Raw genomic sequence first — 24294 nt, forward strand, 5'->3', positions numbered from 1 at the left:
GTCGGGAGTTTCACCGGTCGGCCGGTGAAACTCCCCCGAGCCGCGCCGCCACCTCTGCGACCACCGCCCGCGCCAGCGTCTCCGGCGTGTCCCCCTCCTCCTCGGGTACGACGCCGTGGACGTCCCCGCTCGCCAGCAGGTCGAGCGCGCCGACCTTCTGCAGGGCGGCCATCTCCGCGGCACGGGACGGGTCGCCGTGGACGATCACGCTCGCGCCCTCCGGCGGCAGCGGGGACAGCCACCCCCGCGAGGTCGCGAGAACGGTGCGGGCGGGCAGCAGCGCGAGCGCTCCCCCGCCACACCCCTGGCCGAGGATCACCGAGACCGTCGGTACCGACCGGGTGACCAGGCCGGCGATGCAGCGGGCGATCTCGCCCGCCATCGCGCCCTCCTCGGCGGCCTGCGACAGCTCGGCGCCGGGGGTGTCGACGACGGTGACGAGCGGCAGCCGCAGCTCCTCGGCGAGCTCCATCGCCCGTCGCGCCTCCCGCAGCGCGCCGGGCCCCATCGGCGTCGCGGCGCTCTGCCGGGAGCGGTCCTGCCCGACCAGGACGCAGGGCTGGCCGTCGAGACGGGTGAGCGCGACCAGGACCGAGTCGTCGCGCTCGCCCTCGTCGGTGCCCTTGAGCCGCAGGGTGCTGCTGGCGCCGTACCGGAGCAGGTCGCGCACGCCCACCCGACCATCGGCACGGGTCGCCTCGATGTCGTCCCAGACCGGGTGGCCGAGCGTGGTGCCGACGGCGACCGGAGTGCGGCGCTCGAGCGTTGCGGCCGACGGCGGGTCGACGAGGACGCCGAGGGCGTGGTCGACGAGCGCGGGCAGCTCCTCGGCCGGTACGACGGCGTCGATGACCCCCTTCGCGGCGAGGTTCTCCGCCAGCTGCACGCCCTCGGGGAACGGCTCGCCGTTGAGCGCCTCGTAGACCTTCGGACCGAGGAAGCCGACGAGGGCGCCGGGCTCGGCGACGGTCACGTGGCCGAGCGAGCCCCACGACGCGTAGACACCGCCGGTGGTGGGGTGGCGCAGGTGGACGAGATAGGGCAGGCCGGCGGCCTTGTGCTCCATCAGCGCCCGGGAGATCTCGACCATCTGCACGAACGCGCGGGTGCCCTCCTGCATCCGGGTGCCACCGGACGACGTGCTCGCCAGGACCGGGAGGCCCTCCGCGGTGGCGCGGCGTACGGCGGAGGCGATCCGGTTGGCCGCGGCGATGCCGATCGAGCCGGCCAGGAAGCCGAACTCGTTGACGACGAAGGCGACCGGACGCCCGCGGACCGTGCCCCGCCCGGTCAGCACCGACTCGTCGGTGCCGGCCTTCTCCGCGGCCCGGGCGAGCTCGGCGCGGTACTCCTCGGGGTGGCCGCTGAGGTCGATCGGCGCGTCCCACGACTCGTAGGAGTCGGCGTCGAGCACGAGCGCGATCAGCTCACGGGCGGTCCAGCGGCGAGAGGTCCCCATGGGGCGGAACAATAGGGTGATCACGTGACAGCGGACCGCGGGCTTCTCGTGATCACCAACTCCGACGCCGGTACGGCCGACCAGGAGGCCCTCGACGCAGCGCTCGCCGTGCTCCGGGAGCACGCCACGGTCGAGGTCGCCGCGACCTCCTCCCCCGACGAGCTCGACGACGTCCTCGGCGGCGTCGGCGACCGCACCGTGGTCGTGGCCGGCGGCGACGGGAGCATCCACGCCGTGGTCGCCGCCCTCCACCGCCGCGGCGCCCTCTCCGGTACGACGGTCGGCCTGGTCCCGCTGGGCACGGGCAACGACTTCGCGCGCACCCTCGGCCTGCCCCTGGATGCCGCCGAGGCGGCCGGGGTGGTCGCCTCGGGACGGGAGCGACGGATCGACCTGGTGGTGGACGACCAGGACGAGATCACGGTCAACAGCGTGCACCTCGGCGCCGGCGCGGAGGCCGGCGCGAAGGGCGCGCGCTGGAAGGAGCGGCTGGGCTCGGTCGGCGTCGGCAAGGTCAACCTCGGCAGGCTCGGCTACCCGATCGGCGCGGTGCAGACGGCGCTCAACCCGCCCACGCTGCGGGTGCGCGTCGAGGTCGACGGCGAGGTGGTCGCCGACCTCGACGAGAAGGTGCTCATGGTCGCCGTCGGCAACGGCGCCTCCGTCGGCGGCGGGACCGAGCTGACTCCCGACGCCGACCCCGGCGACGGGGAGGCCGACGTCCTCGTCGCGACCCCGGTCGGCACGCTCTCGCGGCTCGGCTACGCGCTGCGGCTGCCGTTCGGCCGGCACGGCGAGCACGCCGACGTACGGATCGTCCGCGGCAGCACGGTCCGGGTCACCGGCACCCCGTTCGACTGCAACAGCGACGGCGAGATCGACGGGCCGTTCCGGGAGCGCACGTGGCGGGTGCTCCCGGCGGCGTACACGATGCTCGTGCCTGCCTGAGGCCGCACTAGGCTTGCGCCTCGTGGCACGAGGACAGCAGAACCAGCAGGAGCCCAGCGACTGGGTGACCCGGACGGCCGACCTGGCGCTCCGGCACGCCGAGCAGGTCAACGGCGGCACGCTGCCCGACCTGGTCACCTGTGCGTCCGGCATCAGCCCGTCGGGGCCGATCCACCTCGGCAACCTGCGCGAGTTCCTGACCGTGCACTTCGTCGCCGAGGAGATCCGCCGTCGCGGCATCAACGTGCGCCACCTGCACAGCTGGGACGACTACGACCGGTTCCGCAAGGTGCCCGCCGGCGTCGACACCGCCTGGAACGAGCACATCGGCCGGCCGCTGTCGGCCGTCCCCGACCCGACCGGCGAGTTCGCGAGCTGGGCCGAGCGCTACAAGGCGCCGCTGCGCGCCGCGCTCGCCGACCTCGGCTGCGACATGGTCGAGGTCAACCAGACCGAGATGTACCGCGCGGGCACCTACCGCGAGCAGATCCTCACCGCGATCCGCAAGCGCGGCGAGATCGAGACCGTGATGTCCCGGTTCCGCACCAAGAAGGCCGCCGACCCGGTCGAGGAGGGCGAGTCGACCGCCGAGGAGGACACCGGGCACGGCGCCAGCGAGGACCTCGCCCGGTTCCCCTACAAGCCCTACTGCCGCGGGTGCGGCCGCGACACCGTCACCCTGACGTCGTACGACGACGAGACCACCGACCTCGCCTACACCTGCGACGTCTGCGGCGACTCCTTCGTCACCAACGTGGCCACGCAGGACGAGGGCAAGCTGGTCTGGAAGGTCGACTGGCCGATGCGCTGGACCTTCGAGGGCGTCCACTTCGAGCCGGGCGGCGTCGACCACGCGACCCCCGGGTCGTCGTACACGGTCGGCAAGGAGATCGTCGGCCCGATCTTCGGCGGCACCGCCCCGAGCTTCGTCGGCTACTCGTTCGTCGGCGTCGCCGGCATGCCGAAGATGTCGTCGTCCAAGGGCGGCGTACCGACGGCGGCCGAGGCGCTGCGGATCCTCGAGGCGCCGATCCTGCGCTGGCTCTACGTCCGCCGTCAGCCGAAGCAGGCGTTCAACGTCGACTTCGGCCAGGAGGTCCTGCGCCTGTACGACGAGTGGGACGCCCTCACGAAGAAGGCCGCCGTCCCGGAGAAGCGTGACGCCGCCGTGCTGGCGTGGGAGCGCGCCTCGGCGACGTCGAGCGCCGGCACGCTGCCGACCCCGGCGGTCGTCGTACCGTTCCGGATGCTGTCCTCCGTCGCCGACGTCACCGCCGGGTCCCGCGAGATCACCGCGCGCACGGTCGGCGCGAGCGAGGCCGACCTCGAGCCGCGGCTCACCAAGGCGGCGACCTGGATCGAGTCCTATGTCGACCCGGAGGACCGTACGACGGTCCGCGAGACGGCGGACGCCGCACGCCTGGCCGGGCTGAACGAGGACGAGGAGCTCTGGCTGCGCCAGCTGCTCGACCGGCTGCCCGACTCGTTCGCCGACACCGACGAGCTGACCACGCTGATCTACGGCGTGCCGAAGCTGGCGCGGGGCCTCGCGCTCGAGGACGCCCCGACCGACGAGGTGAAGGCCGACCAGAAGGCCTTCTTCAAGCTGCTCTACGAGCTGCTCGTCGCCGCCGAGCGCGGTCCCCGGCTGCCCACCCTCTTCGCGGCGCTCGGCCCGGAGAAGGTGCGCGCGCTGCTGACGCCCTGAGCCTGGACGAAGAAACTCACGCTTGGACGACGAAGTTTCGTCGTCCAAGCGTGAGTTCTGTCGTCCAGGCGCGGGAGTTTCACCGGCCGGCCGGTGAATCTCCCGCCACGGCCGCCGCCGGCGCCCCACCGAACCCCGCGTGCTTCGGCGCCTCGTAGAACAGCACGGCGACCAGCCCGACGGCGTACATCGCGGCGGGCAGCCACAGCGCGTCCTGCATCGCGCTGCTGAACAGCGCGGCGGCATGCGGGTCGGCGATCTTGTCCGCACCCGCGTCGCCGTGCGCCGCGGCGCCGGGGAGGTAGTGGGCGAGCCGGCTGTCCATCAGCACCGCGATCGCGGCGGCGCCGAGCACGGAGCCGACCTGGCGGGTGGCGTTGTAGACGCCCGCACCGGCGCCGGCGAGGCTCATCGGCAGGTTGCGGTTGGCGGTGGCGGCGGTCGGCGCCCAGATGCAGGCGTTGCCGATGCCGATCACGGCCATCGCGACACCCAGCTCCCAGATCGCGACGTCGGGCTCGAGCCGCCAGAGCAGGAGCAGGAAGCCGACGAGGCTGACCGCGAAGCCAAACCCGGTGACGATGCGGGGGTGGAGGCGGTCGGTCAGCTTGCCGACCGGCTGGGCCAGGAAGATCGACATCACGGCCATCGGCAGCATGAGCAGCGCCGCCTGGGTCGGCGAGTAGCCGCGGACGGCCTGGGCGTAGAGCATCAGCGGGAAGCCGAAGGCCGCCGCGATCGAGCCCATGCAGGCGATCGCGACGTTGGACACGGAGAAGTTGCGGTCCTTGAACAGGCTCAGCGGGACCAGCGGCTCGGCGCGGTTGAACCGCTGCCACAGGATGAAGGCCGCGAGCAGGACGGCGCCACCGGTGATCATCGCGATGATCCATCCGGCCCAGTCCTCCTGGTGGCCCTCCTGGATGCCGAAGCAGAGCAGGAACATGGCGGCTCCGGAGAGCGCGACGCCCAGCCAGTCGAACTTGTGCGCATGCGTCGGCAGCGCCGGCACCAGTCGCCACGCCATGACGAAGGCGAGGACGCCGACGGGGATGTTGACGAAGAAGATCCACTCCCAGCCGAGGCCGTCGGTGAGCACGCCGCCGAGGATCGGGCCGACCACCATCGCGACACCCGCGGTGGCGCCCCAGACGGCCATCGCGCTGCCGCGCTGCGCGGGCGGGAAGATCCGGGTGATGATCGCCATCGTCTGCGGCGTCATCATCGACGCACCGAAGCCCTGCACGACCCGGGCGACAATCAGCGCCTCGACCGTCGTGGTCAGGCCGCACCACAGCGAGGCCAGGGTGAAGACGGTGAGGCCGGCGAGGTAGAGGTACTTCGAGCCGAACCGGTCGCCGAGCCGTCCCGTGATGAGGACGGGCACGGCGTAGGCGAGCATGTAGGCGCTGGTGACCCAGACGACGTCGTTGACCGACGCGTCGAGGTCCTCGATGATCGTCGGCGTCGCGACGGTCACGATCGTCAGGTCGACCAGGATCATGAAGAACCCGATGACGAGGGCCCACAGGGCCGGCCACGGGGTCGACCCCTCGGTGGGGGTGCTGGTCTGCGGGGGCGCGCTCTGGGTCACGATCCGAGTCAACACCCGCGCGCCGACATCGTCTTCCCCGGGGGACACAATGGCTCCATGAGCATCACGCCCGGCGCCGACCTCATGGCCGGCCCCCCGCCCACCCACCTGCCCGTCGACCCCGCCGCCGAGCTGCTCGCGGCCGGGGAGACGCCCGCTGCCGTCGTACGCCGCCTCCCGTCCTCGCCCGTCGCCTGGGCGACCCTCGCCGAGCAGGCCCGCGACCAGGGCGCCGACGACGTGACCGTCTACGCCTACTCCCGCGTCGGCTACCACCGCTCGCTGGACCTGCTGCGCCGCAACGGCTGGAAGGGCAACGGTCCCGTGCCGTGGGAGCACGAGCCCAACCGCGGCTTCCTGCGTGCCCTCGCCCTGCTCGCCCTCGCGGCGCGCGCGATCGGCGAGACCGACGAGTGGGAGCGCTGCTCCGCGTTCCTGCGCGACTCCAGCCCGACGGCGTACGACGAGCTCCTGGGCTGACTCCCGATGCCCGGGGACCTGCCTCGTCTGGGTCCCCGGGTGTGGTGGGTCTACCTCGCGGTGGACCCACCCAAGACGGTCGCCCAGCTGTCCGACGAGGCTGGGATCGTGCCGTCGTCGGTCCGCACGCACCTGCGCCGCCTCGAGCGGGCGGGGCTGGTCCGGCCGACCCGGGAGCCCGGCGCCGAGCCGATGTGGGAGCAGGCGCGCGAGCTCGACCCGGCGACCCGCTACCGGATCGTCGGCCGGGTGCAGCGCGGCCGGCTGGTCGAGCCGCGGGACGCGCTCGCGCCCGAGCACGAGCGACCGCGGCGCTGGTGGTGGCCCCGGGGCCGCTGAGTCAGCGTCGGCGCGACCGCCGCAGCGGGTCGACCACCAGGGCGTCGACCACGGCGGCCAGCGAGGTCAGCCAGAGGCGCACGTCAGCCCCGCACGGTGAAGTACACCGCCAGCAGCACCAGGATGATGCCGAGGATCGCGGCGATGGGCAGGTCGTTGGTCCGCGCGGCGCGGTGGGCGCGGGTGGCATCGGGCCGTTCGCCCACCGGGACGGGCTCGGTGGCGCGGTGCTTGTGGGTCAGTGGGGTGGTCCGCATGGGATCTCCTTGTCCGAGACGTACACACCACCGGACGGGACCGGGGCGCGTTCATCACGCGATTTCGGAGGAATCTCCCGGGACGCGTTCTCGGAACCGGTCACGGCCGGTCTGTCGGCCGGTCGGCCTGCCGATCTGCCGGTCGGCGGGTCCGGGCATGACCCACCGGAGCAGGAGCCGGAGCCGATCAGTCGAGGATGAACCCGAACAGCGGGCTGTCCGGCGGCACCTTCTGGACCCGCAGCCGCGAGGCCTCCATCCGCTCCAGCAGTCCGGCGAGGTCGTCGCGGTGCTGCATCTCGAGGCCGACCAGCGCGGGCCCGGTCTCCCGGTTGTTGCGCTTGGTGTACTCGAAGAGCGTGATGTCGTCGTCCGGGCCGAGCACGTCGTCGAGGAAGCGACGCAGCGCGCCCGGCTCCTGCGGGAACTCGATCAGGAAGTAGTGCTTGAGGCCCTCGTGGACCAGCGCCCGCTCGACGATGTCGGCGTAGCGCGAGACGTCGTTGTTGCCGCCGGAGACGACCGCGACGACCTTGCTGCCGGGCTCGAGGCCGGCCCGCGTCTCGTCGAGGCGCAGCGCGGACGCGGCGAGCGCTCCGGCGGGCTCCGCGATGATGCCGTCGACCTGGTAGAGCGCGAGCATCTCGACGCAGATCAGGCCCTCGGGGACCGCCGCGAGCGACAGGTCGACGGACGAGCGGGCGCCGGAGACGGCCTCGTAGGTCAGGTCCCCCACCCGTCGTACGGCGGCACCGTCGACGAACGGGTCCACGGACTCGAGCTCGACGGGCCCTCCGGCGGCCAGGGCGGCGGCGAGGGAGGCGGCGCCGGACGGCTCGGCCGCGATGACCTTGACGCCCGGCACCCGCTCCGCGAGGACGGTCAGGCAGCCGGCGATCAGGCCCGCGCCACCGACCGGCAGGACGAGGGCGTCGGGCTGCCAGCCGAGCGCAGCGGACTGGGCGAGGATCTCGGCGGCCACCGTCCCCTGGCCGGCGATGATCCCGGGGTGGTCGAACGCCGGGATCACGGTCGCGCCGGAGGCGGCGGCGAAGTCGGCGGCGGCGACGGCCGCGTCGTCGTACGCCTCGCCGGCGATGACCACCTCGACCTGCTCACCACCGAGGGCCGCCACCCGGTCGCGCTTCTGGCGCGGCGTCGTGCGCGGCAGGAAGATCGTCGCGTGCACGCCCGCGCGGGCGCAGGCGAAGGCGACGCCCTGGGCGTGGTTGCCTGCGCTCGCGCAGGTCACGCCGCGGGCCCGCTCCTCGTCGGTCAGCCCGGCGAGCACGGTGTAGGCGCCGCGGGCCTTGTAGGAGCGGACCGGCGTGAGGTCCTCACGCTTGAGCCAGACGTCCAGCCCGGTCAGGGCCGAGAGCCGGTCGGCGCGCTGCAGCGGGGTCGGCGGCACCACCGACGCCAGCAGCCCGGCCGCGCGGTCGACGTCCGCGGTGGTGGGGAGGGACGCTTCAGCCACCGTCAGCCGACGGTCTTCCCGGCCGAGCGGAGGTTCTCGCACGCCTCGACGACGCGCGCGGCCATGCCCGCCTCGGCCGCCTTGCCCCAGGCACGGGGGTCGTAGGCCTTCTTGTTGCCGACCTCGCCGTCGACCTTGAGGACGCCGTCGTAGTTGCTGAACATGTGGGCCGCCACCGGGCGGGTGAAGGCGTACTGGGTGTCGGTGTCGACGTTCATCTTCACCACGCCGTAGTCGACCGCCGCACCGATCTCCTCGGCCGTCGAGCCGGAGCCACCGTGGAAGACCAGGTCGAACGGCTTCGAGCCCTCGGGCAGGCCGAGCTCCTTGACGACCGCCGCCTGCGCGTCGCGCAGGATCTCCGGGCGCAGCTTGACGTTGCCCGGCTTGTAGACGCCGTGGACGTTGCCGAAGGTCAGCGCGGTGAGGTAGCGGCCGTTCTCGCCGACGCCGAGCGCGCGCACCGTCGCCAGGGCGTCCTCGGGGGTCGTGTAGAGGTGCTCGCCCATGCCACCGTCGACACCGTCCTCCTCGCCGCCGACGACGCCGACCTCGATCTCGAGGATGATCCGGGCAGCGGCGGCCTTCGCGAGCAGCTCCTCGGCGATCTGCAGGTTCTCGTCGAGCGGTACGGCGGAGCCGTCCCACATGTGCGACTGGAACAGCGGCGCCTCGCCGCGCGCGACGCGCTCGGCGGAGATGTCGAGCAGCGGGCGGACGAAGCCGTCGAGCTTGTCCTTCGGGCAGTGGTCGGTGTGCAGCGCGATGTTGACGGGGTAGCTCTTGGCGACCTCGGCGGCGTACGCGGCGAACGCGACGGAGCCAGTGACCATGTCCTTCACGGTCGGGCCGGAGAGGTACTCCGCACCACCGGTCGAGATCTGGATGATGCCGTCGGCCCCGGCGTCCGCGAAGCCCTTGAGGGCCGCGTTGAGCGTCTGGGACGAGGAGACGTTGATCGCGGGGAAGGCGAAGGCGCCGGCCTTGGCGGCGTCGAGCATCTCGGCGTACTTCTCGGGAGTGGCGATGGGCATGCTGGTGGGCTCCTGCGGCAGTGCGGGTGCGGGTCGACTTTTCTCAACCTACCGTGACAACCGTTCGGTGGTGGGCGGCGTATCCCCCGATGACGGACCATCGACCCAGACGCACCCGGAGGCGACCCGATGCAGGACCTCATCGAACGGCTCGACGCCGAGCTCGGCCGTGCCCCCGACCCCACCTTCGACGTCGCCGGCACGCTCGCCTCCGGCCGCCGCGCGGTACGACGCCGCCGGCTCGCCGTGGGCGCCGCCGGCCTCGCCGTGGCGGTGGTCGTGGGCGGCACCGCGGCGCTCGCCTTCGACAGCGGCGGCACCTCCCGCGGCCGCGACGGCCACACCGCCGACGGGCCGACGGGGAGCCCGTCGGCGACGGTGACCAGCGACACCGGGACGTCCGCCGGCGAGGACCAGGTGCCCCTGAGCATCGGCATGGACGGCGTGGTCGATGCGCCCGAGGGCGCCGACGTGATCGAGCGGGGGCACTTCACCGCGAGCACGGGCGCCGAGGCCGAGATCCTCCACTACTCCATCGACGGCTCGGAGTACTACGCCTACGCCGCGACGGCCGACAGCAGCGTGGGCTGGACCCGGCTCCCCGCCCAGGGCCTGAGCCTGCGCGAGTGGGCCGAGCAGCAGCTCACGCGCCGTGAGGACGACGGCTCCGCCGACCGCGCCTGGGTCCGCCTCGACGAGCGCTGGCGGGTCCGCGGGCTGCCCGGGGTCCGGGTCGTCGAGCAGGTCTCCGACCCCGGCCTCGGGGAGAACTTCGCCGGACCCGGGGAGCCGACGGCGGTGGCCGAGGTCGTTCGTGACGGCCTGACCTACTTCCTCGCGATCCGCAAGGCGCCGGACGGTGCGACGGAGGCGATCCCCTACCGCAAGGACACGAGGATCACGACGCTCGCCGCCTTCCTCTCCTACGCCCGCGACCAGTACGCCACCAACGAGCAGGGCGGCAGCGAGGGACTGCGGTGAGGCGCGCGGAGCGCGAGGCGGCGTACGTCGAGTTCGCGACCAGTCGCCGCGACCAGCTGCGGCGGATCGCCTACGGCATGTGCGGCGACTGGCACCAGGCCGACGACCTCACCCAGACCGCGCTGGTCAAGCTGTACGTCGCGTGGCCGCGGATCACCCGGCACGGCACCGAGGACGCCTACGCCCGCAAGGTCCTGCTGAACGTGGCGATCGACGCCTCCCGCCGCCCGGCCCGCCGCGAGGTCCCGACCGACCGCCTGCCGGACCTCGCGGCACCGGCGGGCGTGGGCGTCGAGGATCGCGGCTCGCTCGTCGCGGCGCTCCAGCAGCTGCCCGCCCAGCAGCGGGCGACGGTGCTGCTGCGTCACTGGCTGGGGCTGTCGGTCACGGAGACGGCGGCCGAGCTCGGCATCTCGGAGGGGACCGTGAAGAGCCACACCTCGCGTGGGCTCGGCGCGTTGCGGGAGGCGATGGCGGCCGCCGACGCGTGAGCCAGGCCGCGGCCAGGCCGACGGAGGCGCCGGCGAGCGTCTCGACGAAGCGCGACCCGAGCAGCTCGCCGAGCGGCTCCGGGTGGGCGAGGTCGGTGACGAGCAGGGCGAGCGGGGTGATGAGGACCAGCGCGAGCCCGTAGTGCCGGGTCACGACCAGCTCGGTGCCGGCCTGCAGCACGGCGACCACGAGGATCGTGGCGACCGCGGACAGCGGCAGCACCAGCAGGAGACCGGCGAGCACCAGTCCGAGCAGGGTGCCGACGACGCGGTGCACGCCACGGGCGACCTGCTGGCGCAGCGTCGTCGCCGCGAGCGGTACGACGGACGCCACCATCGCCCAGTACGGGTGGGCGATGCCCGTCGCGGTCATCAGCCCGCCGGACAGGAGCACGACCACCACGCAGCGGATCGCGTGCAGCCGCTGCCGGCCGGCCGGAAGCGGAGGCAGCGGCGGCGGGTGGTCCGGCACGTCGCCGCGGCGTACCTCCACGGCGGTCTCGACGACCGCGAGCCCGACGGCGAAGGCAGCGGTGGCCAGGCAGGTGCCGATCGCGAGCGGGACCCGGTGCGGCTCGATCGGGACCGACGCGCAGGTGGCCGCGGCGAAGACGAGGAAGACCGGTCCCGGCGGTCGCCACCGCCAACGGTCCGACGCGGCGGCACCGATCCCCGACCACACCGCCGCCGCCAGCACCGCCCACCAGGCGCGGTCCTCGCCGGTGGCGACGAGGGTGCCGCTGGCGACGGCACCGGTGAGCAGCCCGGCGAGCGCGACCTGTTGGCGCCAGCGCCGGCGGTGGGGGACGGCGCCGCCGTAGATCGCCGCGAAGGCGCCGAAGGTGGCCGCGGCGCCCAGGTCCATCGCGTCGGCGGCGTGGAGGACGAGCAGCGCGACGAGCAGGGTGCCGCCGGCTCGGATCGCCGCCCACCGGGTGACGGGCGGTGGGCCGACGTGGCGCAGCTCGTCGACCAGCTGGCCGCCGAGGTGGCGAGCCCGGGCGACAGCCGTCATCCCCGCCACGCCTCGTCACTGGTCAGGTCGGCGTGCTGGCGCACCCACGAGTGCATCGCGATCGCCGCGGCCGCCGAGGCGTTGATCGAGCGGGTCGACCCGAACTGGGCGATCGAGAAGGTGCCGTCGCAGGCCGCGTGCGCCGCCTCGGAGAGCCCCGGACCCTCCTGCCCGAAGAGGAAGCAGACCCGCTCGGGGATCTCCATCGTCTCCAGGTGGGCGGACCCGGGAAGGTTGTCGATGCCGAGCAGCGGCACCTGCCGCTCGGCGAGATAGGCGTGCAGCTCGTCGACGGTCGGGTGGTGCCGGACGTGCTGGTAGCGGTCGGTCACCATCGCCCCGCGCCGGTTCCAGCGGCGGTTGCCGACGATGTGGACCTCGGCCGCGAGGAAGGCGTTCGCCGAGCGGACGATCGTGCCGATGTTGAAGTCGTGCTGCCAGTTCTCGATCGCCACGTGGAAGCCGTGGCGCCGGGTGTCGAGGTCGGCGACGATGGCCTCCATCGACCAGTACCGGTAGCGGTCGACGACATTGCGCCGGTCGCCCTCACGGAGCAGCTGCTCGTCGTACACCTCGCTGCCGGGGCCCTCCGGCCACGGTCCCGGCCAGGGGCCGACGCCCACCTCGGGCTGCCCGTGGGGCATCGGGTCGTACGGCGCCCGTTGCTCCTCGTCCACGGGATCGACCCTATCGAGCACATTGCTGGGTACCGACAGGTAGCGTTGCCGCGTGAACTCGCTGGTCGCGACCCCGCTCGTCGTGCCGATGCTGCTGGGCATCAAGTGGCTCGATCCGGAGTGGTTGCAGCACGAATACGGCAACACGTTCATCTGGATCGCCCTGGCGATCGTGTTCGTGGAGTGCGGCCTCTTCTTCCCCTTCCTGCCGGGCGACACGCTGCTGTTCGCGCTGGGCCTGTTCATCGCGGGGAGCAACACGACCGGCTACTCCGTCATCGGCATCTCCAACGAGCCCGTCGAGCTCTGCATCGCGATCGCGCTGCTCATCGTCGCGGCGTTCGCAGGCAATGTCGCCGGCTACGAGATCGGGCGCAAGCTCGGTCCGCCGCTCTACGAGCGCGAGGGCCGGGTGCTGAAGAAGAAGTACTTCGACAACACCAGTGCGTTCTTCGACAAGCACGGCAACAAGGCGCTCGTGATCGGCCGGTTCGTGCCCTTCGTGCGGACCTACATCACCGTCGTCGCCGGCGTCACGATGATGGAGCGACGCCGCTTCTTCCTGTGGAGCGCCGTCGGTGCCGTCCTGTGGGTCGTCTCGATCACGCTGCTCGGCTACTTCCTCGGAGCCGCGATCCCCGCGCTCGGCGAGAACATCGACTACGTCACGCTCGCCATCCTCGCCTTCTCCGCCATCCCCCTCGCGTGGGAGTGGTGGCGGCACAAGCGGCCCGCCGCGAAGCGCCGCAAGGCGCTCGCCCAGCCCGCGGAGGGGACGGTCGTCGAGGAGCGATGAGTCCTGCTGTCGGCGGGGGTCACTAGGTTCGGCAAGCACCTTCCACCCCGACCGACCAGGAGCGCACCGTGGCGATCAACCTCAACCCCTACATCAACTGGCGCGGCCAGGCCCGCGAGGCGATGGAGTTCTACCAGTCCGTCCTCGGCGGCGAGCTCAACGTGATGACCTTCGCCGACATGGGCGGCACCGCGGCGGAGGTCGCCGCGGCCGAGGGCGAGAGCGACTGGGTCATGCACGCGGCCCTGTCCGTTTCCGACTCCGTGCTCCTCATGGGCGCCGACCACCCCAAGCACGTGCCCGGCGAGCCGCAGACCCAGCAGGTCAGCATCAGCGGCCCGGCCGAGGACGGCGACACCCTCCGCAGCTGGTGGGAGGGCCTCTCCGACGGCGCCACCGTCATGCAGCCGCTCGAGCAGGCGGCGTGGGGCGACAGCTTCGGCATGCTGAGGGACAAGTACGGCGTCGACTGGCTGGTCAACATCGGCGGGGCTCAGGCGGGGTGAGCTGAGGGGCTGCATGAATCCCCGGTCGACCGGGGATTCATGCACTTGTCAGGGGTTGCAACGCCTGACAAGTGCAGGCATTGCCCTCCCGGTGTGACAGGTGTGCTTCGTGTGACCTCGTCAGGCCTGGGCAGCCGCCCGCGCCGCGTCGAGCTCGGCCTTGGTCAGCACCGCGCGGACCTCGAGCTCCACGTCGGCGAGCGGGTTCTCCCCCGCCGGGCTGCGGTCGATGGCGCACACGACGGTCTCGACGATCGCGCCGGCGGAGCGCAGCGCGTTCGTCGCGTCGCGCACCGCGCCGCCGGTGGTGATGACGTCCTCGATCAGCACGATCCTCCTGCCGTCGAAGGCCGGGCCCTCGGCGAGCTTGGCGGTGCCGTACTCCTTGGCCTTCTTGCGCACGAAGACGACCGGGATGCCGACCAGCTGGCTGACGGCCGTCGCGATCGGGATGCCGCCCATCTCCAGGCCCCCGAGCAGCTCGGCGTCGCCGGGCAGCAGCTGGGCGACCTCGCGGGCCACCCGGGCGAGCAGCTGCGGGTCGGCCTCGAAGAGGTACTTGTCGAAGTACTCGTTGCTGACCTGGCCCGAGCGGAGCGTGAACTCGCCCGTCAGGCGGCAGGTGGCGTCGATGTCGGCGGCGAGGGCGGTGTCCGTGGTCGTCACGGCCCTCAGGCTAGTGGCTACCGGATCCGCCCGAACGAGGTCGTCCGGTAGGTCGGCCGGTAGCCCGCCGCGCTGATCGTCACCCGTACGGCGACGCTCCGGCCGCGCCAGGCCCGCTTCAGGAACAACCGCCTCCCTGTCGCGCCGGCGACGACCCGCCCGCCGACGTACCAGCGATAGGCGGCGCGCAGGTGGTGGGCCGTCCCGGCAGCGGAGTAGCGGGGCGCGCTGACGCCGATCCAGCGACGCACGCGGGGCGTCGAGGGCTCGAGCCGCACCGGCCAGCGCGCGATCCAGGAGCTCACGATGGTCCCCGGCGCAACGACCGCCGTGGCCGGGGACGCCGAGGAGCCGGGTCCGGTGAACGGCTGCGGACAGTCGGCGCAGTCGTAGACGAAGGCGGCGCCGACGACCACCCTCAGCCGGTGGCCGACGTCGGCGGGTCGTACGACGTAGGTCGGGGACGTGGCGCCCACGATGTCCTGGCCGGAGCGGGTCCACTGGTAGGTGTGGGCGTAGACGAGGGACGGCGACCACGCTCCCGCCGTGGCCGCCAGCGTGCGGCCGACGGTCGCCGTGCCGGTCACCACCGGCGCCCCCACGGGGATCGGCGTGCCCGCGTGGCTCCAGACGCTGGCGCTCTCGACCGGCGTGCCGTCGTACACCGAACCGGGGCCGGGAACCGCCCGGACCGAGTAGGCATGGCTGGCGACGACGGGCCAGGTCTCGATGGTGTACGTCGCGCCGGTCGCCCCCTCGATGGGGACGCCGTCGACGTACCACTGGAAGTCGGTGCCGGCGGACGGGTCCGACCACACCACGTCGGAGTGCGCGGTGAGCGTCCCACCCCAGACGGCAGGACCGCTGATGCTCACGCCACCACCGACCCGGTCGACGGCGAACCCGAAGGTGTGGGTGCCGACGTCCGCGCCCTGGCTCCCGAGCTCGAAGGCCAGCACCCCGATCGCTCCTGGGCGCAGCTCCGCGCCCCAGGACCGCATGTTGTCGAACGAGAGCGCGTAGCCGTTGCCCGGAGCGTCGACGAACCGCACGGCGTACTGGTGGAGCCACGGTGGCGCGATCAGGTCGAAGCGGAACACGCCGTCGGCGTCGAGGACCTGCACGGGCACCGAGGTGAGCCGGGACCAGCCCTGGGGAATGCCCCAGTCGCCCCCGTCGTAGGCCCAGAGCTCAGCCACGACCCCGGCGGTGGTGTGTCCGGCGGGCGCAGCGACACGGCCCTGGAAGGGATACAGGGCGAGGTCGCCCAGGAGTGCCCGCGGGGCCGCGGTCGTGGTCTGGCCGCCGACGACGCTGACCGTTCCCCCGTCGTGGAGCTCACCGACGGTGCACTCGTCGACCGGCTCGTCGCCAGCCCCGGAGGGCCAGTTGGACCCGTTGCAGACCATGCCGGCGAAGTAGGTGCCGAACACGATCGAGTAGTCGCCCGCGGCCAGGCCGTCGACCTCGAAGGACCCGTCTGCGTCGGCTTCGTCGGTGGCGACGAGCGCCGGATCGGTGGCGGAGCGGACGATCACCCGCACTGCACGCACGTCGTAGCCGCTCGGAACGCTCACGCTCCCGACGATCGACCCCGTTGCCGAGGCCGCGACAGGAACCGCGGCCCCGACCGTGGCCCCGACTGCAGCCAGCGTCGCGGCACACGCCACCGTCAGCGCCGTCAGCGCCGTCCCGAGCCTCCCTCTCACCCGGCCATTGTTCCGGACATCGCTGCCGGTCGCGGCGAAATCGGGGCAACCGGGCACTAGGGTCGGACCCGTGCCTCCCGCAGCCCGTCGCGTCGCCGGCATGGGCGAGACGATCTTCGCCGAGATGTCCGCCCTCGCGGTCCGCACCGGGTCCGTCAACCTCGGCCAGGGCTTCCCCGACACCGACGGCCCGCCGGCGCTGCTCGACGCCGCATCCGCGGCCCTGCACGGCGGCGCCAACCAGTACGCCCCGGGCATCGGCGTCCCGGTCCTCCGGCAGGCCATCGCTCGCCACCAGCAGCGCAACTACGGCATCGAGCTCGACCCCGACCGGCAGGTCGTGGTGACCACCGGCTGCACCGAGGCGATCGCGGGAGCGCTGCTCGGCCTGGTCGACCCCGGCGACGAGGTCGTCGTCCTCGAGCCGTACTACGACTCCTACACCGCCATGATCGACTTCGCCGGCGGGGTACGACGCCCGGTGACCCTCCGCGCGCCCGACTTCCGCCTCGACCCCGCCGAGCTCGAGGCCGCCGTGGGACCGCGGACCAAGCTGATCCTGCTCAACACCCCGCACAACCCGACCGGCCGCGTGCTCGACGCCGACGAGCTGGCCGCGGTCGCGCGGGTCGCGCAGCAGCACGACGTGCTCGTGGTGACCGACGAGGTCTACGAGCACCTCACCTTCGACGACCACCGCCACGTGCCGATCTCGACCCTGCCGGGCATGGCTGAGCGGACGCTCACGCTGTCGAGCGCGGGGAAGTCGTTCTCGGTCACCGGCTGGAAGGTGGGCTGGGCGACCGGGCCGGCCGAGCTGGTCGGCGCCGTGACCGCCGCGAAGCAGTGGCTGACCTTCACCTCCGGCGCCCCGCTGCAGCCCGCGGTGGCCGCCGCGCTGGACGAGCAGCACGAGTTCCCCGTCCGGCTCGCGGCCGACCTGCGCGACCGGCGCGACCAGCTGGTCGGCGGGCTGCGCGAGGCCGGCCTGACGTCGTACACGCCGGAGGGGACGTACTTCGCGACCACCGACGTCAGCGCGCTCGGTTGGCGCAGCGGGGGCGACTTCTGCCGGGCACTGCCTGAGCGGGCGGGGGTGGTCGCGATCCCGTCGGAGGTCTTCTACGACGACCCGGACGGTCCCGGCGCGGGGCGGCACCTGGTGCGCTGGGCGTTCTGCAAGCGCCCCGAGGTGATCGACGAGGCGGTACGCCGGCTCGCAGCCGCCGACCTCACGGCCTGAACCACCCCGCTGCGGGGAAGCACACGACGGAGACCTCTCGGGTGGAAGGCGGCAGCGGTGCAGCAGGTCGGCAGGTACACCCTCACGGCGACCCTCGGGGCCGGCGGCTTCGGGACGGTCTACCTCGCGACCGACCCCGCCACGGGTGAACAGGTCGCGGTCAAGGTCCTCGACTGGCCCGACCACGACGACCGGCGGGCGATGTTCCGCCAGGAGGTCGCCGCCCTGCTGTCCGTGGCCAGCCCGCACGTCGTCCGGGTGCGCGACGTCATCGACCAGCCGGGGCTCGCGGCGATCGTCACCGACTACGTCGAGGGCGCCTCGCTGCGGCAGGTGCTCGACCGGCAGGGTCCGCTGACCGGGCCGCAGGCGCTGTCGGTCCTCAGCGGGGCGCTGCGCGGGCTCGCCGCCGTCCACGCCGCCGGCCTGGTCCACGCCGACCTCAAGCCCGAGAACATCCTGCTCGACCGCTCCGGCAGCTCCCGGCTCATCGACTTCGGCATCGCCGGTCCGCCGCGGGTCCTCGGCGGGCCGGACACGTGGATCGGCACGCCCGCCTACCTGGCGCCCGAGGTGGTGCTGGGCCAGCACATCGACCTGCGCTCGGACCTGTACGCCGTCGCGGCCACCCTCTTCGAGCTGCTCGCGGGCCGTCCGCCGTACGTCGGCCCGAACCCCGTCGCGACCGCACTCCTGCACGTGCAGGCCCCCGTGCCGGACCTGCGTGCCCTGCACGCCGGGGTGCACGAGCACCTGGCCGTGCTGTGCGCGCAGGACCTCGCCAAGGACCCGGTCTGGCGCCACCAGAACACCCCGGCCTTCCTGGCCAGCCTGGACCTCGCGGCGACGGCCGCGTTCGGTCCCGACTGGGCCACCGGTACCGCGGTGGCTGGCGCGACCGCCTCGGTCGGTGCGCTCGTCGGCGCGACCCTGGCCCTGCTGCCGCACGCCGGCGTCGGCATCCTCGGCGCCGCCCCGATGGCCGGGCCACTCGCCGCCGCAGCGCTCGGCGCCGCAGGGTTCGCGGGTGGTGGCGCGGCCGGCGGGCTGGCCGGCGGCGGCTTCGCCGGAGGAGGAGCCGCGGGCGGGCTCGCCGGAGGAGGAGCCGCGGGCGGTCTCGCCGGCGGTGGTGCCGCGGGTGGCCTCGCCGGGAGCGGTGCCGGGGCCGCCGGGACCCTCGGCGGCGCCGCCGCGGCCGGCGCCGGCGGGAGCGGTGTCGCGGGGACGGGCGGCGGCATCGCGGCGAGCGCCGGCGGGGTCAAGGCCGCGATCGCCGCCGCGGCGGCGGTGGCCACGATCGGTGCGGGCGCCGCGACGGTCGTCCTCCTCGACGACGACGAGCCGGCGGCCGCCCCGCCGCCGGTCGCGGTCGGTGACGTCTTCGCCTACCTGACAGCAGACACGAGCCTGGTCGTGATGAAGGGCGAGGACGAGGTCGGCAGGTTCCCCGATGCGACAGCACCAGCCTGGAGCGGCGACGGGCGCTTCCTGGTCACGACCTCCGGTGGGGACGTGGTCCTCGTCGATACGCGGGATGGCGGCGCCGACCGGTCCCGTTGCGTCGCACCGAACGGGTGCACGGAGGCGACCATCTGGGACGACGGCCGCGTGGTCGCCATCGACGGTGCACAGCTCGTCACCTTCGGACTCCCCGATCTCGCGGACCGCACCGTGCTGGCCGACGCGCCCGGGCAGGTCGTCTGGAATGACGTCCTGGCCACGGGTGACGACGTCCTCGCTTTCGGCTTCGACGAGGGGCGCGAGGGCGAGGGCTACCGCGGTGGACCTCCCGCAGTCGCCCATCACATCACTGAGAGTGGCGCTGTCGAGCCCGTTGCCGGCAGCCTGCGCTCGGTCTCCCTCTGGGGAACGACTCCGGTGCTCAGCACCCGATCGGCGTACGGCGGGACCCGGGCAGCCGTCATGAACAGCGGGAGCGGCGGCGCCTGTGTCTACGGCAACACGATCTTCCTGGTGGACCCCGCCGATCCCGGACGTCAGGTGGAGACGGATGCGAGCGCCATGGTCGCCTTGGCGCCCGACGACCACGACGAGCAGGAGTACCAGGTCGTCACCGACCTGTGGTTCGACGGCTCCGGCGTGCTGCACGCCAGCGGCAACAGCGGACTCTGCGACTTCAACGGCGGCTCGCGACCGGGGGTGCCGCAGCAGATCTGGCGCCTTGACGGAACGACCTGGGTCCCTGAGGACGACCGGCCACTCCTCACCGCGCGCACGCTCCCGTCGGGCAACCGTCTCGAGCTGGCCCGCGTGACCGCCACCGACCTGGCCGCGGAGGTCGCGCTCCTGACCCTGGTCGACGCCGACGGCAGCACGGAGATCGCCGACGACGCCACGCGTCTGTTCACTCCTCAGGTCAAGGAAGGAGTTGCTGTCGCTGCGCCAGCGGCGGCGACACCCACTGAGCTCGCGGGCGACGACGGCGTCGGTGCTCTCGTCGACGGCACCGGAGACACCTCAGCCCTGGCCACCCTCCCCCGCGACTTCCAGTCCTTCATCGGCAAGCTCGCCCGCACCCAGTACCGGCAGGCGCGTCGGGGCGGGTTCACCACCAGCGACTGCGACGAGTCCTCGACCTGGGTCAACGTCTCGTTGTACGACGCACGCGGGTTCGCCCGCGGAGGTGTCGGCGCCTGCGGCGGTTACGCGGCCCTCTGGGCGAAGGTCGGCGGCACGTGGCGGGAGATCCTCGGCACGCAGGAGAGCTGGGACTGCGCAGACCTGGTGAGGTACGAGGTGCCGGCGTCGCTCATTGCCTACGAGGGACACGCCGAGTGCTACTCCTACGCCGACGGCAACGGTCCCTACGACTACTACCGACCGTGACGCCTCAGCCGGTACCAGCTCACGACCTCGGGCCGCAGCAGCAGCCACGTGCCGACGCCGAGCACGCCCGCGACGACCACCAGGGGCGGACCGCTGAGCGTCATCACCAGGGTGAGCATCGTGGCGCACACGCCGGACACGGCCAGCGCGATCCGCGCCCAGTTCTGGCCGGTGAAGGCCAGGACGGCGAGCACCAGCGCCGCCATCGCCCACAGCACGAGCCCGGCCGCGATGACGAGGAAGGACGCGACGAACTGCTGCTCGGTGATGCCGCTCGAGGCGACCAGGTCGGGCTCCTGCTTCTTCAGCTCGGCGAAGAACTCCTCACCCTCCGCGGCGACGACCAGCGCCAGCAGCGTCATCAGGACGACCGTGAGCGCGGACAGCACCCAGGTGAGGATGCACGCGGCCAGCAGCGCCCCCGGACGTCGTACGACGTCAGGCCGGTGGGCGGGGAGCCGGTAGCCCGGCACCGGCGGGGCCGGCGGCGGACCCTGGGACGGATCGGCCGGCGCGACCGGAGGAGCCTGTGGCCCGGGCAGGGTGGGGCTGCCGGAGCGCATCGCCGCGACCCGGGCCGCGCGGCGGTTCTGGTAGGGCTGCAGCCACGGACGCCCGGCGTACCAGTCCCGGGTGGGCTGGGCCCAGAGCAGGCCGATGCCGAAGACCGCCATCGCGGCGACGACGACATTGCTCGCCAGGGCACCGAGGAAGAGAAGCGGCGCCAGCACCGCGAGGGCGATGCGGGCGCTGAGCGAGCGCTGGAAGACCTGGAAGCCGAGGATCGTCGACGCGGCGGCGGCGCCACCGCCGACGATGCACAGCACCCGCAACGTGGTCACCAGGCCGTCGACGGTCATGCCCTCGAGGTTGTTGGTGGAGAGCCAGGTCTCGATGCTGCGCTGGGCCTCGAGCGTGTGCAGGGTCGAGACCCGCTGCCACGCGGCTGCGATCAGCAGCAGCGAGCCACCGATGATCAGCACCCCGGCGAAGGTCGCCTGGGGCGGTCGGGGCTGCTTCTCGCTCATGACCCCATTCCACCAGACCGCACCACGCCTCGGGGGCGCCGGGCGGCCGGTCCGGCTCGGCTCGAGGGCAGCTCAGTGGCAGGGAGCGCCCTCGCAGCAGGGGCGGATGTAGCCGCATCCGTCGCACCGCTCGTGGGAGGTCTCCCAGCGCATCATCGTGCTGCAGTTCGGGCACGGCTCGGTCAGGTCAGCCATGGGGAAAGGCTAGGCCCGGCGCCGCCGGTCGCCGGGGCGACACGGCAGGTGGGCGGACAGGCAATTCATGCACTTGTCAGGTGTTGCAACGGCCGACAAGTGCAGGAATCCCCGGTCGACCGGGGATTCCTGCACCTCACGACCCGCCACCTCAGCCGGCGAGCACCAGCCCGTCCTCGCCCCGCTCGACCTTCACGGAGCCCCCGTCGGAGACCTCGCCGGAGATCAGCAGCCGGGCGAGCGGGTCACCGATCGCGTTCTGGATCAGCCGGCGCAGCGGCCGGGCGCCGTAGGCCGGGTCGTAGCCGGTGTCGGCCAGCCAGGCCCGTGCGTCCGGCGAGACCTCGAGCGAGATCCGCCGGGCCGCGAGCCGCGACTCCAGGGACCGGAGCAGCAGCTCGACGATGTGGCCCAGGTCGTCCCTGGTCAGCGCGTCGAAGGTGACGATCTCGTCGAGCCGGTTGAGGAACTCGGGCTTGAACGACTGCCGCACGACGCCCAGCACCGCCTCCTTCTGCGCCTCCGGGTCCATGGTCGGGTCGACCAGGAACTGCGAGCCCAGGTTGGAGGTGAGGATCAGGATCGTGTTGCGGAAGTCGACCGTGCGGCCCTGGCCGTCGGTCAGCCGGCCGTCGTCGAGCACCTGCAGCAGGATGTCGAAGACCTCGGGGTGCGCCTTCTCGACCTCGTCGAGCAGCACGACGGAGTACGGGCGGCGGCGGACCGCCTCGGTGAGCTGGCCGCCCTCGTCGTACCCGACATAGCCCGGAGGGGCACCGACGAGCCGCGCGACGGAGTGCTTCTCGGCGTACTCGCTCATGTCGATGCGGACGATCGCCCGCTCGTCGTCGAAGAGGAAGTCGGCGAGCGACTTGGCGAGCTCGGTCTTGCCGACACCCGTCGGGCCGAGGAAGAGGAACGAGCCGGTCGGCCGGTTGGGGTCGGAGATCCCGGCCCGCGCCCGTCGTACGGCGTCGGACACCGCGCGCACGGCCTCCTGCTGCCCGATCAGGCGGGCCCCGATGACCTGCTCCATCTCGAGCAGCTTGGCGGTCTCGCCCTGCAGCAGCCGGCCGGTGGGGATGCCGGTCCAGGCCTCGACGACCTCCGCGATCTGGGTGGCGCCGACCTCCTCGCCGACCAGCTTCTCGTCCGGCGTCTCGGCGTCCTCGACGGCCTCCACGGCCTTGATCTGCTGCTCGAGCACGGGGATCTGGCCGTAGAGGATCTCGCTGGCGCCGGCGAGGTTGCCTTCGCGGGTCAGCTTGTCGGCCTCGATCCGCAGCTGGTCGAGCTGGCGGCGCAACGCGCCCTCGCCCTCGAGCTCGGACTTCTCGCGCTCCCAGCGGACCTCGAGCCCGCGCAGCTCCTCCTCCTTGTCGGCGAGGTCGGCGCGCAGCGCCTCCAGCCGCTCGCGGGACGCGTCGTCGCTCTCCTTGGCGAGCGCGAACTCCTCCATCTTGAGCCGGTCGACCTGGCGGCGGAGCTGGTCGATCTCCTCCGGGGAGGACTCGATCTCCATCCGCAGCCGCGACGCGGCCTCGTCGACGAGGTCGATGGCCTTGTCCGGCAGCTGTCGGCCGGTGATGTAGCGGTCCGAGAGGGTCGCGGCGGCGACCAGCGCGGCGTCGGTGATCCGTACGCCGTGGTGCGCCTCGTACTTCTCCTGGATGCCGCGCAGGATCTGGATGGTGTCCTCGACCGACGGCTCGCCGACGAAGACCTGCTGGAAGCGGCGCTCCAGCGCGGGGTCCTTCTCGATCGACTCGCGGTACTCGTCGAGCGTGGTGGCACCGATCATGTGCAGCTCACCGCGGGCGAGCATCGGCTTGAGCATGTTGCCGGCGTCCATCTGGCTGTCGCCGCCGGCGCCCGCGCCGACGACCGTGTGCAGCTCGTCGATGAACGTGATGACCTGGCCCTCGGACTGGCGGATCTCGTCGAGGACGGCCTTGAGCCGCTCCTCGAACTCGCCGCGGTACTTCGCGCCGGCGACCATGCCCATGAGGTCGAGGCTGAGCACGCGCTTGTGCTTGAGGCTGTCGGGGACGTCGCCCGCGACGACGCGCTGCGCGAGGCCCTCGACGACGGCGGTCTTGCCGACGCCGGGCTCGCCGATGAGGACGGGGTTGTTCTTGGTCCGCCGGCTCAGCACCTGGATGACGCGACGGATCTCCTGGTCGCGACCGATCACCGGGTCGAGCTTGCCCTCCTCCGCGGCGGCGGTGAGGTCGACGGAGTACTTCTCGAGCGCCTCGTACGTCGACTCGGCGTCCTGCGAGGTGACGCGACGGTTGCCGCGGACGGCGGTGAGGGCGTCGCGCAGGGCGTCGGCGGACAGGCCGGCGTCGGTCAGCACCTGGCGGGCCGACGACTCGACGGTCGCCAGCGCGATGAGCAGGTGCTCGGTCGCGACGTAGTCGTCCTTCATGGACGCGGCGAGGTCGAGCGCGGACGCGAGCACGCGGGTCAGCGCGGCGGATCCCGCGGGCTGCTGCACCGTGGCGCCGCTGGCGCGCGGCAGCGCGTCGCGGGCGGCGGACGCCGCGTGGACGACCGCGGTGACGTCGACGCCGGCCTTGGCGACCAGGTTGGCGGCGGTGCCCTCCTCCTGGAGGAGCAGGGCGACGAGCAGGTGGACCGGCTCGACGGTGGTGTTGCCCGCCGTGGTGGCGGCGAGCTGGGCGGCCTCGATCGCCTCGCGCGCACGCGTGGTGAACTTGTCGGCCCCGAACTGGGACATACGGCGACTCCTTGGGTCAGTGGCTCCATCGTGGCCGGATTTCTCCGACCGGTCACTAGGCCCAACGTCCCTAAAGTTGAGTCTGTTCCACTCAACTTTGA

Annotated in this window: 22 protein-coding genes; 10 read left to right on the forward strand and 12 right to left on the reverse strand. The window is 72.8% G+C overall.

The window, feature by feature from the left end:
- Positions 1-10 precede the first annotated feature (10 nt).
- Positions 11-1459 carry a carboxyl transferase domain-containing protein gene (locus BJ993_RS06355; RefSeq protein WP_179648115.1) on the reverse strand — a complete coding sequence of 483 codons (1449 nt, stop codon included), beginning with the start codon at positions 1457-1459 and terminating at the stop codon, positions 11-13.
- A gap of 24 nt (positions 1460-1483) precedes the next feature.
- Here BJ993_RS06355 and BJ993_RS26510 point away from each other — a divergent pair, with 24 nt between their 5' ends.
- Both BJ993_RS26510 and lysS read left to right on the forward strand, forming a co-directional pair.
- On the forward strand, positions 1484-2407 hold the full coding sequence (locus BJ993_RS26510; RefSeq protein ID WP_308645497.1) for a diacylglycerol/lipid kinase family protein: 924 nt from the start codon (positions 1484-1486) through the stop codon (positions 2405-2407).
- A gap of 22 nt (positions 2408-2429) precedes the next feature.
- The gene (gene lysS, locus BJ993_RS06365) at positions 2430-4115 is read left to right on the forward strand and encodes a lysine--tRNA ligase (RefSeq protein WP_036549530.1); all 1686 of its coding nucleotides are present in this window, start codon (positions 2430-2432) and stop codon (positions 4113-4115) included.
- Between the two features lie 79 nt (positions 4116-4194).
- Here the strand turns inward: lysS and BJ993_RS06370 are convergent, their stop codons facing one another.
- Positions 4195-5709, reverse strand: a complete 1515-nt coding sequence (locus BJ993_RS06370) for a DHA2 family efflux MFS transporter permease subunit (RefSeq protein ID WP_308645498.1) — start codon at positions 5707-5709, stop codon at positions 4195-4197.
- Between the two features lie 57 nt (positions 5710-5766).
- Here BJ993_RS06370 and BJ993_RS06375 point away from each other — a divergent pair, with 57 nt between their 5' ends.
- Positions 5767-6189 carry a DUF3151 domain-containing protein gene (locus BJ993_RS06375; RefSeq protein ID WP_179648117.1) on the forward strand — a complete coding sequence of 141 codons (423 nt, stop codon included), beginning with the start codon at positions 5767-5769 and terminating at the stop codon, positions 6187-6189.
- A gap of 60 nt (positions 6190-6249) precedes the next feature.
- Complete coding sequence (locus tag BJ993_RS06380; RefSeq protein WP_179648118.1) at positions 6250-6528, forward strand: transcriptional regulator; 279 nt, start codon at positions 6250-6252, stop codon at positions 6526-6528.
- 83 nt (positions 6529-6611) lie between these two features.
- On the opposite strand, the gene BJ993_RS06385 is transcribed toward BJ993_RS06380, so the two are convergent.
- The 3 genes from BJ993_RS06385 to fbaA all read right to left on the reverse strand — a co-directional run bounded on the left by BJ993_RS06385 (position 6612) and on the right by fbaA (position 9296).
- Positions 6612-6785 carry a hypothetical protein gene (locus BJ993_RS06385; protein ID WP_179648119.1) on the reverse strand — a complete coding sequence of 58 codons (174 nt, stop codon included), beginning with the start codon at positions 6783-6785 and terminating at the stop codon, positions 6612-6614.
- A 187-nt stretch (positions 6786-6972) separates the two neighbouring features.
- The gene (gene ilvA, locus BJ993_RS06390) at positions 6973-8262 is read right to left on the reverse strand and encodes a threonine ammonia-lyase IlvA (RefSeq protein ID WP_179648120.1); all 1290 of its coding nucleotides are present in this window, start codon (positions 8260-8262) and stop codon (positions 6973-6975) included.
- Between the two features lie 2 nt (positions 8263-8264).
- Positions 8265-9296 carry a class II fructose-bisphosphate aldolase gene (gene fbaA / locus BJ993_RS06395; RefSeq protein WP_179648121.1) on the reverse strand — a complete coding sequence of 344 codons (1032 nt, stop codon included), beginning with the start codon at positions 9294-9296 and terminating at the stop codon, positions 8265-8267.
- Between the two features lie 129 nt (positions 9297-9425).
- On the opposite strand from fbaA, the gene BJ993_RS06400 reads away from it, so the two are divergent.
- Both BJ993_RS06400 and BJ993_RS06405 read left to right on the forward strand, forming a co-directional pair.
- Entirely contained in the window at positions 9426-10277 is an 852-nt protein-coding gene (locus BJ993_RS06400; protein WP_179648122.1) for a hypothetical protein, read from the forward strand.
- A complete protein-coding gene (locus BJ993_RS06405; protein ID WP_179648123.1) occupies positions 10274-10768 on the forward strand; it encodes a SigE family RNA polymerase sigma factor in 495 nt (164 codons plus the stop codon). The genes BJ993_RS06400 and BJ993_RS06405 overlap by 4 nt, the downstream gene beginning before the upstream one ends.
- On the opposite strand, the gene BJ993_RS06410 is transcribed toward BJ993_RS06405, so the two are convergent.
- Together BJ993_RS06410 and BJ993_RS06415 are read right to left on the reverse strand one after the other, a co-directional pair.
- Positions 10662-11783 carry an FUSC family protein gene (locus tag BJ993_RS06410; protein ID WP_179648124.1) on the reverse strand — a complete coding sequence of 374 codons (1122 nt, stop codon included), beginning with the start codon at positions 11781-11783 and terminating at the stop codon, positions 10662-10664. The genes BJ993_RS06405 and BJ993_RS06410 overlap by 107 nt on opposite strands.
- Positions 11780-12427 carry a TrmH family RNA methyltransferase gene (locus tag BJ993_RS06415; RefSeq protein WP_036549537.1) on the reverse strand — a complete coding sequence of 216 codons (648 nt, stop codon included), beginning with the start codon at positions 12425-12427 and terminating at the stop codon, positions 11780-11782. The genes BJ993_RS06410 and BJ993_RS06415 overlap by 4 nt, the downstream gene beginning before the upstream one ends.
- An 85-nt stretch (positions 12428-12512) precedes the next feature.
- Between BJ993_RS06415 and BJ993_RS06420 the strand changes: the two genes are divergently transcribed.
- Together BJ993_RS06420 and BJ993_RS06425 are read left to right on the forward strand one after the other, a co-directional pair.
- Positions 12513-13256 carry a DedA family protein gene (locus BJ993_RS06420; RefSeq protein ID WP_242530362.1) on the forward strand — a complete coding sequence of 248 codons (744 nt, stop codon included), beginning with the start codon at positions 12513-12515 and terminating at the stop codon, positions 13254-13256.
- A gap of 68 nt (positions 13257-13324) precedes the next feature.
- On the forward strand, positions 13325-13762 hold the full coding sequence (locus tag BJ993_RS06425; RefSeq protein WP_036548716.1) for a VOC family protein: 438 nt from the start codon (positions 13325-13327) through the stop codon (positions 13760-13762).
- A 120-nt stretch (positions 13763-13882) separates the two neighbouring features.
- Here BJ993_RS06425 and pyrE read toward each other — a convergent pair whose 3' ends face one another.
- Together pyrE and BJ993_RS06435 are read right to left on the reverse strand one after the other, a co-directional pair.
- A complete protein-coding gene (gene pyrE, locus BJ993_RS06430; protein WP_308645499.1) occupies positions 13883-14428 on the reverse strand; it encodes an orotate phosphoribosyltransferase in 546 nt (181 codons plus the stop codon).
- Between the two features lie 17 nt (positions 14429-14445).
- Positions 14446-16005 carry a hypothetical protein gene (locus BJ993_RS06435; RefSeq protein WP_179648125.1) on the reverse strand — a complete coding sequence of 520 codons (1560 nt, stop codon included), beginning with the start codon at positions 16003-16005 and terminating at the stop codon, positions 14446-14448.
- A gap of 202 nt (positions 16006-16207) precedes the next feature.
- On the opposite strand from BJ993_RS06435, the gene BJ993_RS06440 reads away from it, so the two are divergent.
- Together BJ993_RS06440 and BJ993_RS26310 are read left to right on the forward strand one after the other, a co-directional pair.
- Positions 16208-17380, forward strand: a complete 1173-nt coding sequence (locus BJ993_RS06440; protein ID WP_179648126.1) for a pyridoxal phosphate-dependent aminotransferase — start codon at positions 16208-16210, stop codon at positions 17378-17380.
- A gap of 57 nt (positions 17381-17437) precedes the next feature.
- Positions 17438-20227, forward strand: coding sequence for a serine/threonine-protein kinase (locus BJ993_RS26310; RefSeq protein WP_179648127.1), 2790 nt, complete (start codon positions 17438-17440; stop codon positions 20225-20227).
- Here BJ993_RS26310 and BJ993_RS06450 read toward each other — a convergent pair.
- The 3 genes from BJ993_RS06450 to clpB all read right to left on the reverse strand — a co-directional run bounded on the left by BJ993_RS06450 (position 20215) and on the right by clpB (position 24193).
- On the reverse strand, positions 20215-21255 hold the full coding sequence (locus BJ993_RS06450; RefSeq protein WP_179648128.1) for a hypothetical protein: 1041 nt from the start codon (positions 21253-21255) through the stop codon (positions 20215-20217). The two genes, BJ993_RS26310 and BJ993_RS06450, sit on opposite strands and share 13 nt — an antisense overlap.
- Before the next feature lie 72 nt (positions 21256-21327).
- Entirely contained in the window at positions 21328-21450 is a 123-nt protein-coding gene (locus BJ993_RS25690) for a hypothetical protein (protein ID WP_257026825.1), read from the reverse strand.
- Between the two features lie 151 nt (positions 21451-21601).
- Positions 21602-24193, reverse strand: a complete 2592-nt coding sequence (clpB, locus tag BJ993_RS06455) for an ATP-dependent chaperone ClpB (RefSeq protein WP_179648129.1) — start codon at positions 24191-24193, stop codon at positions 21602-21604.
- Positions 24194-24294 lie beyond the last annotated feature (101 nt).

This window comes from Nocardioides aromaticivorans (assembly GCF_013408525.1).
Taxonomy (GTDB): Bacteria; Actinomycetota; Actinomycetes; order Propionibacteriales; family Nocardioidaceae; genus Nocardioides; species Nocardioides aromaticivorans.